The organism is Paraglaciecola sp. G1-13, from assembly GCF_055809255.1.
Genome location: NZ_CM147903.1, coordinates 1,123,858 through 1,142,032 on the forward strand (window position 1 = coordinate 1,123,858; position 18,175 = coordinate 1,142,032).

The following is an 18,175-nucleotide window of genomic DNA, read 5'->3' on the forward strand; positions in this document are numbered from 1 at the left end:
AATAAAGAGGCCCTTGTGATGAAAGCGATGATTGTAAATGAATTTGGTGATTCCAGTGTTTTTACGCCAACCGAGATAGCCAAGCCTGAAATTAAGCCTGGCCACGTGCTAGTGCGTGTTGCCGCCAGTAGCGTTAATACAGTTGACATGATGATTAGGCAAATGGGCCCAGACTTGCCATTGTCGCCACCTGCACCAGCCATATTAGGCATGGATTTCGCGGGTACCATCGAAGCAGTAGGCGAAGGAGTCACGGACTTCACCGTGGGTGATGAAGTCTACGGCTGCGCTGGTGGGCTAGCCGATTTACAGGGTACTCTCGCCGAATACATGCTTGCTGACGCAAAACTAATCGCGACTAAGCCTAAAAATTTATCGATGCGTGAAGCCGCTGCATTGCCTTTGGTTGCTATCACTGCCTACGAAGGCCTAAAACGCGCACAGGTTAAAGAAGGTCAAAACGTCTTGGTACATGGTGGTTCTGGCGGTGTGGGTCACATCGCATTGCAACTGGCCCGTTACTTCGGAGCTAATGTTTTTTCAACGGGTGGCGGCGATGCGCAAACTGCACTGATTGAAGAATTGGGCGCGACGAGCATTAATTACAAAACAGAAACGGTTGCTGATTATGTACAAAAGCACACCCAAGGTACTGGTTTTGACGTCATATTTGATTCAGTCGGTGGCGAAAACCTACTGAACTCTTTTGAAGCGGCTGCGTTAAATGGACAAATTGCCACAACAGTATCGTTGCTTGAACTTGACCTATCAGGCGCGCATTTCAAGGGATTATCATTACACGTGGTGTTTATGCTTATTCCGATGCTGCACGACCACAAACGTGAAGTGCACGGACAAATTTTAACAGAATTAGCAGATATCATTGAAGCAGGTCATTTACGGCCGATACTAGATGATCTGACATTCAGCCTCGAAGACGTGAGCAAAGCGCACGATCGTTTAGCCAGTGGTCAAGGGCTAGGTAAAGTCGTTATCGATATTGAATAAAGTTGAGTACATACTGCGTTACTAGCGCGATGCGCTAGTTTTGGGGCCAATTCGGCCCCTTTTTTATTTCTCTTTTTTCTGTTACTTAGTTTTCACTTTTAGCCTTTCAAATGATGCCTTACCCAATCTTACGATGTGTCATTCACATTCAGCAGAACTGCTGAGAAAACACTATTAGTCGTTTTAAAAGTATAAATCCAAGCTGATCCACAAGCATTGATTGTTTATGTGCCTAATATCAGCGAAAATAGCGCGCAATGACGATTAACAAGACGGATTTGACGATTGAAGCGCTATCGATGGCTTCTACCTGTGCATGCAAAACCGTGAAAACACGAGAAGATTTTATTAGATGTCGAACGCTTTAGTCCCGCAAGAAGTCTCACGCAGACGTACTTTTGCTATTATTTCTCACCCGGATGCGGGTAAAACCACCATTACAGAAAAAGTATTATTGTTCGGAAATGCCTTACAACGTGCCGGTACCGTTAAAGGTAAGAAGTCTGGACAGCATGCTAAGTCTGACTGGATGGAGATGGAAAAAGAAAGGGGCATCTCTGTCACTACGTCCGTGATGCAATTTCCTTATTCTGATTGCTTGGTGAATTTGCTTGACACCCCAGGTCACGAAGATTTCTCAGAAGATACCTACCGTACACTAACCGCCGTTGATTCCTGCTTGATGGTAATTGATGCTGCTAAAGGGGTAGAGGCACGTACGATTAAGTTGATGGAAGTCACTCGCTTGCGCGATACGCCGATCATCACCTTTATGAACAAGCTCGACCGCGATACGCGTGACCCCATCGACTTATTGGACGAAGTGGAAAGCGTACTGAATATCAAATGCGCACCCATCACTTGGCCTATTGGAATGGGTAAAGAATTTAAAGGTGTGTACCATTTGTTGCGTGATGAAACCATTCTGTACAGTACGGGGCAAGGCCATACCATCCAGGAAAAACGCGTTATCAAAGGGTTAGATAACCCAGAACTTGATACTGCCATAGGCGATTATGCTGAAGAACTACGTGACATGCTGGATTTGGTTAAAGGTGCATCTCACGAGTTCAATCATGAAGAATTTATTGCCGGTGAATTAACTCCTGTATTCTTTGGTACAGCGATGGGTAATTTTGGTGTGGATCACATGCTAGATGGTCTGGTTGATTGGGCTCCTTCTCCGCAAGGACGTGAAACTGACCAAGGTAAAGTGGAAGCAAAAGACGAAAAATTCAGTGGTTTCGTGTTTAAAATACAGGCCAATATGGATCCCAAGCATCGAGATCGTATTGCGTTTTGCCGGATCGTGTCAGGTAAATATCAAAAGGGCATGAAAATGCATCAAAGCCGTATCGGTAAAGATGTGCGTATTTCTGATGCCTTAACGTTTTTAGCGGGCGACCGAGAGCTTCTTGAAGAAGCCTACGCGGGCGATATCATTGGTTTACATAATCATGGCTCTATTCAAATTGGCGATACCTTTACTTCAGGTGACAAGTTCCGTTTTGCCGGTATCCCTAATTTTGCTCCAGAGTTATTCAAGCGTATTCGTCTGCGCGATCCGCTTAAGCAAAAGCAATTACTTAAGGGCTTGATCCAGTTATCTGAAGAAGGTGCGGTGCAAGTATTTAGACCATTGCAAAACAACGATTTGATTGTGGGCGCCGTAGGTGTGTTGCAGTTCGATGTGGTGGTTGCACGACTTAAAGGCGAATACAATGTTGATGCTATGTATGAGCATATTAATGTGGCGACAGCTCGCTGGATTTATGGCAAAGATGAGCGCAAAGTGGATGAATTTAGGCGCAAAGCTGAAGCTAATTTAGCCCTCGATGGTGGTGACAACCTAACCTACATCGCACCGACTATGGTCAACTTGTCGTTAGCCCAAGAGCGCTACCCAGAGATTGAGTTCCATCAAACTCGCGAGCATTAATGGTTCGGGGCAATTCGCCCCGCCAATCTGCACATCTTCTATGTGTTTAACAAATACGATTACTGGCTTTACATTATGAATTTACACACACTTTTATTAAATAAATTTCGCGCAGCGTTAGTTGCTATCGGTGCGCCTGAAAACTCACCTGCACCTCTTAGCCGTGCGACCAAAGTCGGCTTCGGCGATTATCAATTTAACGGCGCTATGGCGTTAGCCAAAGTACTTAAGCAAAAGCCTCGGGATATTGCGGAAAAAATAGTAGAAGCCGTTGAGCTTGATGGCATTGCAGAAAAACTAGAAGTTGCTGGCCCAGGTTTTATCAACATTTACTTGAGCAAAGAATGGCTCGCCGCGCAGCTGTCACACGCCGCGGCAGACCCGCGCTTAAACATTGAAACCCAACCGACTAAAACGGTGGTCGTGGATTACTCTTCGCCTAATTTAGCAAAAGAGATGCACGTAGGTCACTTACGTACCACCATCATTGGTGATGCCGTCGTCAAAGCGCTCGAATTTATGGGCCACAAGGTTATTCGCCAAAATCACATGGGGGATTGGGGGACGCAATTTGGTATGTTGCTGGCGCATCTAAACGATAAGCTTGAATCGAATCAGGTCGCTGAAACAGCACTTTCAGATTTAGAAGACTTCTATCGTGAAGCAAAAGTACGTTTTGATGAAGAAGAGGGATTTGCTGATCGCGCCCGCGAGTACGTGGTTAAACTTCAAGGCGGCGACAGTCATTGCCTAGCACTTTGGCAAAACTTTATTGATGTGTCGATTACCCACAGTGAAGAGGTTTACCACAAGCTCAATGTGAGCTTAACCCGTGACGACATTATGGGTGAAAGTGCCTACAACCACGACTTGGCCAACGTAGTAAGCGAACTGCAAGCCAAAGGCTTAGCGGTTGAAAGCCAAGGCGCACAAGTGGTGTTTTTACCTGAATTAGCCGATAAGGAAGGCAACCCTGCTGCCTATATCGTGCAAAAATCTGGTGGCGGATACTTGTACGCCACTACAGATTTGGCCGCTATCCGCCACCGTAACAAGCAGTTACACGCAGATCGCACGCTGATCTTAACCGACGCGCGCCAAGCATTGCACTTCAAACAAACTGAATTGGTTGCCCGTAAAGCAGGCTTTATTGAGCCAGAGCAAACCTATGAGCACTGCCCATTTGGGATGATGCTAGGCAATGACGGTCGTCCGTTTAAAACCCGTACAGGCGGTACGGTGAAACTGGTTGAACTGCTAGATGAAGCGGTTGAGCGTGCTGAAACGTTATTGAGTAAACGTGAGACTGATTTATCCAGTGATGAGCTAAAAGTACTGGCCAATAAGATTGGTATTGGTGCGGTGAAGTATGCTGATTTAAGTAAAAACCGCACTACTGATTACATGTTTAGCTGGGACAGCATGCTTAGTTTTGAAGGCAATACAGCGCCATATTTGCAGTACGCGTATACTCGCGTGATGAGTATTTTCCGTAAGGCAGGAGTTGATCACCAAACCTTAAATGCACCGATTTCACTCGATGCCCCTCAAGAAAAAATCCTTGCAGTAAAGCAATTACAATATGTTGAGGCCATCAATCAGGTCATTGCAGAGGGCACCCCTCATGTCTTGTGTACGTACCTGTACGAGCTTGCTAGCTTGTTTATGAGCTTTTACGAAGCCTGCCCGATGTTAAAAGACGGCATTGAACAAGACGTGCGCGATAGTCGAATGACACTTGCGGCCTTAACGGCTAAAACCTTGCAATCGGGGTTAAGTTTGTTGGGTATCGATACGATGGAGCGCATGTAACACAGTCGCTTTAACGACATTAAAATGCAAACACCCGCTTTTTAGCGGGTGTTTTTGTTTGTGGTGATGGCGGTAGTCATGGCTGGCGGACATTGATTTTTAGTTCATCGCCCTTGACGTCTGTCATTAATACAGAAAATCCGGTAAAATCCGCCGCCATTCAATCGCTATGATAATGTTAAGGTTTATGTTCGAAATCAATCCAATATTAAATACTATCAGTGACGTAAAGCAGCGCAGTGCATCGCTTCGGGGGTACCTTTGACTATGACCAAAAGAGTGAACGCCTTGAAGAAGTTAACCGCGAATTAGAAAGCCCTGATGTATGGAATGAGCCGGAACGTGCTCAGGCCCTTGGTAAGGAAAAAGTTGCCTTAGAGCAAGTGGTAGAAACCATTGTTTTTCTTGAGCAGGGTTGTGTTGAGGTTGAAGAGCTACTTGAACTGGCGGTAGAGGAAAGCGATCAAGAAACCCTGGACGAAGCTGAAAAAGACTTAGCCGAGTTGGTATCTAGACTTGAAACCTTAGAGTTTCGTCGTATGTTTAGCGGCCCGAATGATGCTAATGATGGCTATATTGACATCCAGTCAGGCTCGGGCGGCACAGAAGCGCAAGATTGGGCCAGTATGTTGCTGCGCATGTATCTTCGCTGGGGTGAAGCGCATGGCTTTAAGACTGAGTTGATTGAAGTTTCTGATGGGGATGTTGCCGGTATTAAAAGTGCAACCATTCGCTTTGAAGGTGAATATGCTTTCGGTTGGCTGCGCACCGAAACGGGTGTACATCGTTTGGTACGAAAGTCCCCTTTTGATTCGGGTAGTCGTCGCCATACCTCGTTTGCTTCTGTGTTTGCTTACCCAGAAATTGATGATGATATTGAGATAGACATCGACCCGTCTGATTTGCGTATTGATACGTATCGCGCCTCTGGTGCAGGTGGTCAGCACGTAAACAGAACCGATTCTGCGGTACGTATTACCCACGAACCGACGAATATTGTGGTGCAGTGTCAAAATGACCGTTCACAACATAAAAACAAAGCCCAAGCCATGAAACAGCTAAAAGCCAAGCTGTATGAATTCGAGATGCAAAAGCAGAACGAAGAGAAGCAAACCATGGAAGACAGTAAGTCTGATATCGGTTGGGGTAGCCAAATTCGTTCCTACGTGCTGGACGATTCACGGATTAAAGACTTACGTACCGGTGTTGAAACACGCAATACTCAAGCCGTATTAGACGGCGATTTAGACAAATTTATACAAGCCAGCTTAAAGTCTGGTCTGTAAGTAACCCACATTAATATACAGCTACTAGAAATCAGGAAAGTCGATGACTGAACAGCAACAAGATGAAAACAAGCTCATAGCTGAGCGCCGGGCTAAACTTTCACAGATCCGTGAAAATTGTAAATCGAACGGCTTCCCTAATACCTTCCGCCGTGAATTTTACAGCGAAGATCTTCAAGCTGAATTTGGTGAGCACGAGAAGGCAGCCCTAGAAGAACTCGGTAAAGTGGTCAGCATTGCTGGGCGTATTCTTGCTAAACGTGGTCCATTTCTGTTGTTGCAAGACATGACGGGTCGTATTCAAGCGTACGCCTCAAAAGACACGCAAAAAGACATTAAAGCACGTTACACCAGTTTAGATATTGGTGACATCATTGGTGTTAAAGGTGAGCTACACAAGTCGGGTAAAGGCGACTTGTACGTTAACATGAACGAATATCAATTGTTGACGAAGTCACTGCGACCGTTGCCTGAAAAGTTCCATGGCCTTGCTGACCAAGAGACAAAGTATCGCCAGCGTTATGTTGATTTGATCACTAATCAACAAACCCGCGAGACCTTTATGATCCGTAGCAAAATTGTCACCGGTATTCGCAATTTCCTAAGTGAGCGTAAGTTCATGGAAGTCGAAACGCCTATGCTACAAGTGATCCCAGGTGGCGCCACGGCAAAACCGTTCAACACGCATCACAACGCTTTAGACATTGACATGTACTTGCGTATCGCCCCTGAGCTTTACTTAAAGCGCTTAGTGGTAGGTGGGTTTGAGCGTGTGTTTGAAATAAACCGTAACTTCCGTAACGAAGGCTTATCAACACGTCATAACCCTGAGTTCACTATGCTTGAGTTCTACCAAGCTTATGCTGACTATCAAGACTTGATGAACCTGACAGAAGAAATGCTGCGTACCGTTGCACAAGATGTATTAGGTACCGCCATCGTTAAGAACACCATCAAAGATACTGAAGGTAACGTAGTCGAAGAGAAAACTTATGACTTTGGCCAGCCTTTCCAACGTTTAACCATGAGTGAAGCGGTCATTAAATACTGGCCTGAAGCAAATGTAGCGGCGATCAACGATCCTGAAGCGCATCTCGATGAGCTAAAAGCCATGGCGAAACAGCTGCACATTAAAGAGCCTGAAGTGGATGGCATTTGGGGTGCTGGTAAGTACCTATGTGAAATTTTTGAAGCAACAGCAGAAGAGCAACTTGATCAGCCTACATTCATTACTGCTTATCCTTGGGAAGTGTCGCCTTTAGCGCGTCGTAACGATGATAATCATTTTGTAACTGACCGTTTTGAGTTCTTCGTAGGCGGCCGTGAATTAGCCAATGGTTTCTCTGAGTTGAATGACTCTGAAGATCAAGAAGCACGTTTTCGTAAACAAGTGGCAGAGAAAGATGCAGGCGATGATGAAGCCATGCACTTCGATGACGACTATATTCGTGCTCTTGAATATGGTTTACCGCCAACAGCGGGCGAGGGTATCGGTATCGACCGGTTGGTGATGTTATTCACTAACAGCCCAACGATTAAAGATGTGATCTTGTTCCCGCACATGAAACCAGAAGTCAGTGGCGACAAGGCTGAATAATCAGCCAATAAGTTCAGAATGAAAAAGAGCGCTTTTAAGCGCTCTTTTTGTATTTGGGGACTGAAGAAATGCTGCGCTAAAGTAGCTCTCGCTCTTTTAAAACAATGGGCCCCTTTATAGCTAATACTTAATCTTACCGTTTGAGCGCAAAGGCTCTATGCTAAGGCGTTTATTTTGTTAACCAACTCAGTATTAAATGGCGCGTCTAATCCCTGTTTTTGGGCTTCCTGGCATATGTACCCGTTGATAAAAGCAATTTCGCTTAGACGATGATGAGCAATATCTTGATACATAGATGAGTAGTTTTCAGCGGTGGCGTTAGCCACATCAAGCACCTTTTCAACCAGTTCACTTTCATCTGCATGAAATCCACTTGCTGTCATCACGCTTACTGTTTCAGCACAAATTCTTCCAATATCAGCGCGGTATTTCAACTCGGTTAACTGACCATTTTTGACCCCGTGAATGGCAGTCAATGGGTTGATTGCTGCATTAATCGCAAGCTTGTCCCACAGGGCTTGTTCGATGTTTTGGTGCCAGGTACATGGGCCTAAAAGACGGTTTAATATGTTGTGGATTTTTTCAGAGTCAGTCGCCTCTGAATGTTGTAGATAGCCTAAATGACAAACTCCCAACCCCGTTTCAGTCACGCTCTGCGCATCTGGCTTATAGGCAGCGTGACTAGTGGTTGCTGCGATAATTGGATTATCAGGCAGCAGTGCTTTTGCACTCTCAATCACCCCCATACCATTGTGCAGCAACACAATCGTTTGCACAGGTGTTAAATCTGCTTGCAACTGCTTGAGCGCATCCTCTACCTGATAGGCCTTTACCGGAATAATCAGCACATTAAATTCGCTCAGGCTAGCGCGTGCAAATGAGTCGATGTTAATTTGATGGACCCGATGCTCAATGTCGGTTGCGGTAAGTGTAAAGTGCTGCTGGGAGCGCATGAAGACACCAACATCTTGCTGTATTTGATAACATTTAAGCATCAGTAAATTACCGATAGCGCCATTACCCAAAATCGCCACTTTCATTGATAGGTTCCTCTATTTCATTTACTGGCGGCAGTTGGTTTTATTTTCGGCCAAGATAGTAACCATGGCTCAATATACTCTTGCATAGCCACTTGGCAGTCTTCGTTGGTAAAAAGCTCCCCGCTGGAGGGGAGGCACGTAAGCTGTATCAGTTGCCCTTGGTATTCGAAGCGCAAGCAATAAGCATGTAGGTAGGTCCTATCTTGCTCAGTGCCCTTATATAAAGCATCACCTAAAATGGGGCAGCCTAAGCTTTTTAGCATGACACGCAACTGGTGGGTTTTGCCCGTTAACGGTTTTAGCAAGAAGAGACGAATACCCGCTGAAGCGCTTTTACTGAAAAACTGTGTGGTCGCTATCCCAGTACCGTCTTGACTAAACGCCCACTTCCCATCGCGAATTTTCTTCATAGCACCGCTGACAGTGCCTTGCTTTTTTTTGGGTTTTGAGCCACCTAAGGCGAGGTAATACTTTTCAATTGCACGTGTTTCGAACAGTTTGCCCAGTGTGCTTGCTGCTTGAGCATGCTTGGCCAAAATCAGTAAACCTGACGTCACTTTGTCTAAGCGGTGTACCAGCCAGAGTTTGTCGACTGCTTGCTGAGCGCAAACCACAGGCAGGATACCTTGGGCGTCCAATTCATTTTGAACGCTTATTCCATGGGGCTTGTCGATAACAAAAAAATCAGGGTGATCTAAAACAACACGAATAGACGTGGCCGGGGAGCTATTCAAGTAAGGCAATCGCCGCGGGGTAATCAAGATCATCAATGGCATCTCGCAGTGCAACCTGACCTGCGGCATCTAAAGCGCAATCGCGAATATATTGATCGAGTTTGCTGGGGGTAATAAATTCGTTTCTATTGAGCGCTGTTAATAAGTCTTGCTTACCTTGGGCATTGACCACACCTGAGGTTTCTACTGATGCAGTGCCCGCTGCGTCCTGCGATGCGGCTACGTATTCATTGATACACGTTAATGTTTCACGAAGCACTGTATTGTATGTGGTGCAATCTAAGGCTCGATCTTCCTCATTCTTGATTTGAGCTTCAAAATCACGGCTGGCCTGATGCAGCGCCGACATGCCCAAATTACCACTAACGCCCTTTATAGTGTGAACCAGCTGTCGAACCGAGTCTAAATTTTGTAAGCGAATATCACTGACAAGCGTGTTTTCAGCATCAGAATATTGCTCGTTAAATTTACCAAGCATTTTAACCAATAGGCTCTGATTGCCGCTAAACTGGCGCAGTGCAAAGTCTACGTCGAAAATTACGGGTTCTTGATTCATGTACAGGATCCTTTGAGCGGGCGGTAACATCGCGCGTTGCCAACCAGATAAGCTGGGTGACTTTATTATGAATGAAAGGGTAGACTATTCAACTAGTGTAAATCAATGGGCAAGTTTCTCGTGGTAAAAAAAATCGTTATATTATCGACATTTGCTGGCATTTTATCCGCATGTCAACCTACCAACACTGTGACACAACCAACGACTACAAATTTACCCACTGGGGTAACCTTAGTCGCTGAGCAGGGTGCAAGTGACGACCAAGTCAGGATCCCTTATAAAAAGTATCGTCTTGCCAATGGATTAACCCTAGTCTTACACGAAGACCATTCCGATCCCCTTGTACATGTTGATGTGACCTACCACGTGGGCTCAGCTCGAGAAGAAGTGGGCAAGTCAGGCTTTGCTCATTTTTTTGAACACATGATGTTCCAAGGCTCGAAAAACGTTGCAGATGACGAACATATAAAAGTAGTGACTGAGGCTGGTGGTAATATGAATGGCACCACCAATTCTGACCGCACTAACTATTATGAAACGGTTCCGGCTAATCAACTTGAAAAAATGATGTGGCTTGAAGCCGATCGCATGGGTTTCTTGCTCGGCTCAGTGACTCAAGAAAAGTTTGAGATACAGCGCGAAACGGTCAAAAACGAGCGTGGTCAGAGTTACGACAATCAGCCTTATGGCCTGCGTAGTGAGCGTAACTCTGAAGCCTTGTATCCGGCAGGGCACCCTTATTCGTGGTCAACCATTGGATATATTGAGGATTTGAATCGCGTTAACGTAGATGACCTAAAAGCGTTCTTCAAACGCTGGTATGGCCCTAATAATGCAGTGTTGACTATTGGCGGTGACATCGAGCCAGAGCAAGTACTTGCATGGGCAAACAAATACTTCGGTTCTATTCCTGCTGGCCCAAGTGTGAAAAACGCTGAGAAAGAACTTGTCACCCTAGATGAAGCGCGCTTTGTTACTTTAGAAGATGAAATACATTTGCCCTTATTGCAGGTCACGTTTCCTACTGTTTATGTGCGCCATGAAGACGAGGCGCCGCTTGATGTATTATCCAATATTCTAGGGGCGGGTAAAACGTCATTGTTTTATAAGAATCTGGTCAAAGATGGCTACGCAGTCCAAGCAATGGTTTCTCACCCCTGCCGAGAGCTGGCCTGTGAATTTCAATTGATAGCACTTGCTAACCCGCAAAATAGCACCAACTTGTCTGAGCTTTATGCACGTTTCGAGCAAACGTTGGCTGAGTTTGAAGAGCGCGGTGTGAGCGAAGACGACTTAAACCGCACTAAAGTGGGTATTGAATCTTCAACGATCTTCGGTTTGCAAAGTGTGTCCGGTAAGGTATCAACGCTAGCATCAAATCAAACCTTTGACGGTGAGCCTGACATGGTGCAGTACGATTTGGACCGCTACAATGCTGTCACAGCACAAGACGTGATGCGTGTTTACCAGCGTTACATAAAAGATAAACCGAGTGTGGTGTTAAGTATCGTGCCTAATGGCCAAGTGGATTTAGCTGCCAAGCCGGCTAATTTCACGGTCCCTAAGCGTCAACTAGATAATATCAAAACAGTGCAAGCGCATATCGAACAAGCCACGATTGTCGATACCTTCGATCGCAGTGTTCAGCCCCCTGCGGGGCCTTCACCTGTGGTCAGTGTGCCTGATTTTGACGAGCAGCGTTTTGAGAACGGGTTAACCCTTGTCAGCTTAGCAACGGATGAAACGCCCACGGTGTCGATTAGCTTCAACATGGAAGGCGGGCCTTTACTCGACCCTATCGACAAGGCTGGTTTAGCGTCTTTTACTGCGCAAATGATGAATGAAACGACTAAGGGCTTCACCAATGAAGAAATGGCCAATCAATTAGCGTTATTAGGTAGCAGCATTCGTTTCGATGCAAATGGCCGCTTTACCACGGTGCGTATTAATAGTTTGTCACGTAACTTAGATGCAACCTTGGCGTTATTTAAAAAGAAGATGTTCAGCCCCGCGTTTTTACAAAGTGATTTCCAGCGATTAAAACAACGTTCTGCTCAGTCACTTCAACAGCAAGTTAAAAACCCGTCTGTTTTGGCAAGTCGAGCGGTCAGCGAGTTACTGTTTGGCAAGGATAACCGTGTCAGCCTGCCAGATTCTGGCACCCTGAACACGATTCAAAATATTTCGCTAGATGATGTGAAAGCTTACTATCAGCAATATTATTCACCTTCGAAAGCAAATGTAGTCGTAGTGGGAGACGTAGACACGCAATCTTTGCAGACATCTTTAGACTTTTTAACAAATTGGCCAGCCAAGCCTTATCAGATTAAAGATTATGCTGAATTTCCTAAGATGGGTAAGCCGGTTATTTATCTGGTGGATAAACCAGGGGCAAAGCAATCGGTTGTATCTATCTTTAAACCTTACTTGCCATACGATGCCACAGGCGAGCAATTTAGAAGTAAGCTGATGAATTTCGCTCTTGGTGGCGTATTCAGTAGTCGTATCAACCTGAATTTGCGCGAAGATAAAGGCTATACCTATGGCGCTTCAACCAATTTTATTGGTGGCAAAACGCTAGGTTGGTTTAACGCTAGCGCTGACCTCAAGCAAGGCAACACCGCTGATGGTATTCGTGAAATGCTCAGTGAAATAACTGAGTATCATGAGAAAGGGATGACGCAAACTGAGTTAGAGCTGATGCGCAATGCCTTTACGCAAGGAGATGCATTAGAATATGAGACACCGTCCAGCAAAGCGGGATTCCTGCGTCACCTGCTGACCTACGGCTTGGACAAATCGTACCGCGGGACGCAAAACAAGATTATTCATAATATTGGTAAAGATGAACTGAATGCACTTGCTGCAAAGGTGCTTGATCCCAACTCAATGCAAGTTGTAGTCGTTGGAGATGCAAGTGTCATCCGCGCTCAGTTGGCAACGCTTGGAAGGGAAGTGGTTGACCTGACCGTTGAATATTAATGCCTGAGCTGAGCGAATAATTGCTTAGCGAGGGTCTATATTCCTTGAAATAACTTTTACGCTCCCCATTTACTGTGGGTTGCTGACACTATTGGAATTTACTTTGCAAACATTAGATAAAGATTTTAGCGAGCGTTTAGCCATCCTAGCGAAAGAAGACCTTGCTTCTACATTAGCGGGCATAAGCCATGGAATAGAGCGTGAAGCGCTGCGCATTCAACCTAATGGTAAGTTAGCGCAAACGCCCCACAATGAAAAATTGGGGGCCGCTTTAACCCACGATTACATTACGACTGATTTCTCTGAGTCCCTTTTGGAGTTTATTACGCCACCTGAGCAAAATGTTGATAAAACATTGGGCCAGCTTCGTGACGTGCATAAATTTGCACTCGCCAATATTGGTGATGAATGTTTGTGGCCTATGAGTATGCCTTGCTACATAGATGATCAAAATGAGATCCCCATTGCGCAGTTCGGCAAATCTAATGTAGGTAAAATGAAAAGCCTTTATCGGGAAGGCCTAAAGAATCGATATGGCAGTATGATGCAAGCGATTGCGGGAGTGCATTTTAATTTTTCATTGCCAGACAGTTTTTGGGATCTTTGGCTAGATAAAGTCGAAAGTAGCGAAAATAATAAAGAAACGAAGTCAGCAGCTTATTTCGCGTTAATCAGAAACTATCGGCGTTTCTGCTGGTTAATTCCCTATTTATATGGCGCGTCACCTGCATTATGCAGTTCATTTATCAAAGGTAAAAACACCACTTTACCTTTTAAAACCATCGGTAAAGGGTCGCTCTATCTACCTTATGCAACGTCATTACGTATGAGTGATCTTGGCTACACTAACAGTGCTCAGTCGGGGTTGATGACATGTTACAACCAAGTCGACAGTTATATAGCCTCGTTACGCAAAGCCATTAGTACGCCCTCAGAAATATTCGAGAAATACGCGGGCAAGAAAGACGGACAATACCAGCAACTTAACAGCAACATGTTACAGATAGAAAATGAGCTGTATTCACCCATCCGTCCGAAACAACCCACAAAACCGTTAGAGAAGCCCACAGACGCTTTGCAAGCCCGAGGGGTTGAGTACATAGAAGTACGCGCATTGGATGTGGATCCGTTTAGTGATATTGGCATCGAGCGTAATCAGTTTTTCTTCTTAGATGTTTTTCTTGTGTATTGTGTGGTGATGCCGAGCCCGGATATGACGCCAGACTCGTACCGTGAAACAGAAACTAACTTACGTGCCGTGGTTGATCATGGTCGCGACCCTGAACTGATGCTCTCGAAAGAGGGTAAATCTGTACCAATGACCCAATGGGCCGCTGAATTGTTTGCAGGCATGAGAGAAGTGGCCAAAGTACTGGACAGTAACCATGCCGTGGCAGAATACAGTCAAGCGGTAGAACAAGAGTGGCAAAAAATTGTTGATCCAGCGTTAACACCTTCTGCCAAGGTATTAGCAATATTACTAGGTGAAAACAAAGATAATGGCACGCTAGGGGTAGAATTGGCCTCAGCGTACAAGCAGAGCCTAAATGAAGCTGAATATAAGTTCTTCGACGCAGAAAAGCTTAGTCAGCATGCTGTGAGCTCGTTAGATGCTCAGCATCATATCGAGAAGTCTGACACGGTGAGCTTTGATCAATTCTTAAGTGACTATTTTACCTATCAGTTTAATTAGCTTGGTAGCGATTCTATTAGATAAGCCCGGCCTACGCCGGGTTTTTTTATGCCTGTTGCTACTTGCTAAACTGTTGGTCAGTGCAAAAAAAAAGCCCAGCTAAAAAGCTGAGCTTAAAAATTTTAGGAACACACATAAACTAAAACACACATAACTTATGACCGAAGCAAATGGTGTTAGTTCACGAAAATAAAATTTTTCTTTGATAGGTGTCATTTTGGTGGTGTAGAACGCACTTTGAGAATAATCGAGGAAAAATCACAAAACGGATAACCATGGGGGCTGCAAAACGTGTTCTTATTTGACCTTTTAAGGGTAAAAAAAAGCCCAGCTAGAAGCTGGGCTAAATAGTTTAATAAGGGAACACACATAAACTAAAACACACACTAAATATGACCCATATACTCTCAATTTAGTTCAAACAAAAATGCAAAAAATAAATTAGTTTACTATCGGTACTAAATTGGTAGTGAGGCGAGTAAGTTTACCCACTAGGGAGGCGTCGATATTGTCTGTTCTTTCCTATCTAATTTACGTGACTTTTCCTTGCCTTAGGGACTTTTCATCGGTCAAAAAAAAGCCCGACTAAAGAGCCGGGCTAAAATAGTTTAATCGGGAACACACATAAACTAAAACACACACTGGATATGATTGGCACATCACTATTTAGTTCAACAAAAATATAAAAAGATAAATTCCGTAACTATCGGTACTAAATCAATCCCTTCTGATGGTTATCCCAAGATAGGAGGACTAGCGGTTAGCGCTTGGTTCGTTTGATGTCTGGAAAAGTGACGTGATCTTAGGTCAAAAAAAAGCCCAGCTAAAGAGCTGGGCTAAAATAGTTTAATCGGGAACACACATAAACTAAAACACACGCTACATATGACTAGCGTGTTCCGTCTTTAGTTCACAAAAAGATGAAAAAAATTGATTAGAGAGTTCAGGCAGTAAAAATCCATCTATTATGCTGAAAGCATTAAACGAATAGCGCAATCAGTTTAGACAGGGTTTAGATGAGCAACAATTTGGTTCGCTAGGTGATTTCATTATGGTTAAAAAAAAGCCCAGCTAAAGAGCTGGGCTAAATAGTTTATTCAGGAAACACACATAAACTAAAACACACACCGAGTATGACCAACCTATCCTTTATTTAGTTCATTAAAAAGAGTTAAAAAATAATTATTTATCGATTGGTATGAAATTGGCGCAAATTTAATGCGAAATAAGCCCATCGGAGACACTGTTGAGGGTAGATGCTAGCGGTAAATTTTTCAGTGTGATGGGCATTTTTCTAATTTTATTTAGGTCAAAAAAAAGCCCGACTAAAAGTCGGGCCAAATAGTTTACTCGGAAAACACACATAAACTAAAACACACGCTAAATATGACCGTAAATATCGAAAAATAGTTCCCAACAAAATAACAAAAATTAAATTTTTTGGTCGATAGTACTAATTTAGCGGCCTACGGGCTGTTTTTATCATCATAGGTAGGTTTACTTGAGCTCGTTAATAAACCGATATCGTGACGTAATACGTAATACGTAATACGCAATGAGTTCAGCTAACGCTGAATACTGCAGCTGCTTGTCTTTGCTCACCTTGGTTACTCAGAGGTACTTTAATGACAGTGGTTTTTGATCGCGTAAGAATCCAGCAGGCGTATTAGGTTAGGTCAAAAAGCAGTGACAAAGGGTAGGAAACGAAAAAGAGTTTGCGCGAGAACCAACGTAAAATATAAATCACAGGCAAAAAAAAGCCCAACTAGACGTTGGGCTAAAAATTTTTGGAAACACACATAAACTAAAACACACGCTAATTATGACCCTAGGTACTGCCAGTTAGTTCAAACAAATATACTAAAAAACTGAAATACTTGGGCTGGAGTCCTAATGTAGCCGGATGAGTTGGGTTACCTTGATTTTGAACGACGGGCTACTGAACACAAGAAACACTAGAAAGCCCTGTGTCTTTAGTGAGTGCTCTGCTGAATGCACTTTGTGAGAGACAGATTTAGAATACTTGCTTCGCAAGAACCAAGAACCAACTTAACTTGTATTTGGCCATAAACAACAATTGAATCTAGTTATTATGCTAAAAGGTAGGCAAAAAAAAGCCCAACTAGACGTTGGGCTAAAAATTTTTGGAAACACACATAAACTAAAACACACGCTAATTATGACCCTAGGTGCTGCCAGTTAGTTCAAACAAATATACAAAAAATCATAAAAGGTAGTCGGCAAGGCGTACAGCGCGTCTCAAGGCGTGTTTTCAATTAAACATTTTGGTTTGAGCAAAAGTTAAGCTTCGTCCATTCAACATTATAACGTGTTGGCTTCTGGTGCCGTTTACCACTTACCACTCGTGCTCTTTACTAACCGTTCGTTTAGCGACAGTTGGTCCCATTCAAAGCAGGGCTTGCGAAGTAAGCATGTGTACTCAAATGGTATCTGACCAAGGTTTTGTGCGTGTAAGTACAAAAAGAAAGACGAAAAAAGGGCAAAAAAAAGCCCAACAAAATGTCGGGCTAAAAATTTTTGGAAACACACATAAACTAAAACACACACAGGTAAGAGTCGGCCACGCATGAATAGTTCAATTGTGAGTTTAATTTTTGTTATCTGTTTATAATCTAGCCAGATTTACTGCTCATACTTACCATCGTCATGTCGATCGGGTTAGTATAGGCATTCATTGGGTACGAATGAATTAACACTTGTGCTTCTCCTGTAACTTTTGACGAGAGTGACGTATGTCTCGTAATGTGTACCTTCATCCAAAGTCCGGTCAAATTAAGCTCGGTCAAATTTTACTGCTGGCTGCTTCCATCTTTTGTCTGTCAAGTTGCACCACAACGCCACCGAAGAACATCAGTAATATTTGTGAAATATTTTTCGAAAAACGCGATTGGTTTGATGCCGCTGACGACATGACGGAAAAGTGGGGCGTGCCTATGCATGTGCCTATGGCAATGATGTATCAGGAAAGTTCGTTCCGGGCAGATGCTTTGCCGCCAAAAGACTATGTGTTTTTCGGTTTAATCCCTTGGGGGCGGGTGAGCAGCGCTTATGGTTACTCCCAAGCTAAAACTCCAACGTGGGCTGATTACACGCGCGAGACAGGAAATGGCTGGGCGAGCCGAGAAGATTTTGACGACGCCATGGATTTCATGGGGTGGTTTATCAGTAAAACCAACAAAATTAACCGCGTTTCAAAATGGGACGCTGAGCTGCAATATCTGAATTACCATGAAGGATGGGGCGGTTATAAGCGTAAAAGCTATCGTAAAAAACGCTGGTTACAAAAGGTCGCCAAAACCGTCAAGGCGCGCTCGTTGCGTTACGCAACTCAACTTAAGGGCTGCCGTAAAGAGTTAGAGAAAGGCTGGTTTATGCGTTTGTTTACCTAACAATAAACATTATCCACATCACTTGGTGAATTTGTCATTAACGGCAATGCGCCGGAAAAGGAATATATTTTTAATACCAAGTAGACAAGCGCGAGCGGCTGATAAAAGCCATGAACTG

The 18,175-nt window shown here is 44.1% G+C and carries 11 protein-coding genes; 8 read left to right on the plus strand and 3 right to left on the minus strand.

Annotated elements, in window-relative coordinates; all coding sequences use genetic code 11:
- The first annotated feature begins 18 nt into the window (after positions 1–18).
- From AC0L6N_RS04710 to lysS, 5 genes are all read left to right on the plus strand, one after another.
- Positions 19–1,008: a zinc-dependent alcohol dehydrogenase family protein gene (locus tag AC0L6N_RS04710; protein WP_473479333.1), complete on the plus strand. Its 990-nt coding sequence runs from the start codon at positions 19–21 to the stop codon at positions 1,006–1,008.
- 352 nt (positions 1,009–1,360) lie between these two features.
- Positions 1,361–2,947, plus strand: coding sequence for a peptide chain release factor 3 (gene prfC, locus AC0L6N_RS04715; RefSeq protein WP_011574203.1), 1,587 nt, complete (start codon positions 1,361–1,363; stop codon positions 2,945–2,947).
- Between the two features lie 75 nt (positions 2,948–3,022).
- Positions 3,023–4,759, plus strand: a complete 1,737-nt coding sequence (gene argS / locus AC0L6N_RS04720) for an arginine--tRNA ligase (RefSeq protein ID WP_473479337.1) — start codon at positions 3,023–3,025, stop codon at positions 4,757–4,759.
- Positions 4,760–4,946: 187 nt separating this feature from the next.
- A protein-coding gene (gene prfB / locus AC0L6N_RS04725) for a peptide chain release factor 2 (RefSeq protein ID WP_473479340.1) occupies positions 4,947–6,045 on the plus strand; the annotation gives its coding sequence in 2 pieces (ribosomal slippage) (positions 4,947–5,021 and positions 5,023–6,045; 1,098 coding nt in all).
- A gap of 43 nt (positions 6,046–6,088) precedes the next feature.
- Positions 6,089–7,642 (plus strand): lysine--tRNA ligase, encoded by a 1,554-nt coding sequence (gene lysS, locus AC0L6N_RS04730; RefSeq protein WP_473479343.1) that lies wholly within the window; start codon positions 6,089–6,091, stop codon positions 7,640–7,642.
- 155 nt (positions 7,643–7,797) lie between these two features.
- Here the strand turns inward: lysS and AC0L6N_RS04735 are convergent, their stop codons facing one another.
- The 3 genes from AC0L6N_RS04735 to AC0L6N_RS04745 are packed head-to-tail and all read right to left on the minus strand — an operon-like array spanning position 7,798 to position 9,972.
- Positions 7,798–8,682: a ketopantoate reductase family protein gene (locus AC0L6N_RS04735; RefSeq protein ID WP_473479346.1), complete on the minus strand. Its 885-nt coding sequence runs from the start codon at positions 8,680–8,682 to the stop codon at positions 7,798–7,800.
- A 17-nt stretch (positions 8,683–8,699) separates the two neighbouring features.
- The gene (locus tag AC0L6N_RS04740) at positions 8,700–9,416 is read right to left on the minus strand and encodes a TIGR01621 family pseudouridine synthase (protein WP_473479349.1); all 717 of its coding nucleotides are present in this window, start codon (positions 9,414–9,416) and stop codon (positions 8,700–8,702) included.
- Positions 9,409–9,972, minus strand: coding sequence for an Hpt domain-containing protein (locus tag AC0L6N_RS04745; RefSeq protein ID WP_473479351.1), 564 nt, complete (start codon positions 9,970–9,972; stop codon positions 9,409–9,411). The genes AC0L6N_RS04740 and AC0L6N_RS04745 overlap by 8 nt, the downstream gene beginning before the upstream one ends.
- Positions 9,973–10,077: 105 nt before the next feature.
- Here AC0L6N_RS04745 and AC0L6N_RS04750 point away from each other — a divergent pair, with 105 nt between their 5' ends.
- From AC0L6N_RS04750 to AC0L6N_RS04760, 3 genes are all read left to right on the plus strand, one after another.
- Positions 10,078–12,954, plus strand: a complete 2,877-nt coding sequence (locus AC0L6N_RS04750; RefSeq protein WP_473479354.1) for a M16 family metallopeptidase — start codon at positions 10,078–10,080, stop codon at positions 12,952–12,954.
- Between the two features lie 103 nt (positions 12,955–13,057).
- Entirely contained in the window at positions 13,058–14,647 is a 1,590-nt protein-coding gene (gene gshA / locus AC0L6N_RS04755; RefSeq protein ID WP_473479356.1) for a glutamate--cysteine ligase, read from the plus strand.
- Positions 14,648–17,400: 2,753 nt separating this feature from the next.
- Positions 17,401–18,057 carry a transglycosylase SLT domain-containing protein gene (locus AC0L6N_RS04760; protein ID WP_011574212.1) on the plus strand — a complete coding sequence of 219 codons (657 nt, stop codon included), beginning with the start codon at positions 17,401–17,403 and terminating at the stop codon, positions 18,055–18,057.
- Positions 18,058–18,175: the final 118 nt, after the last annotated feature.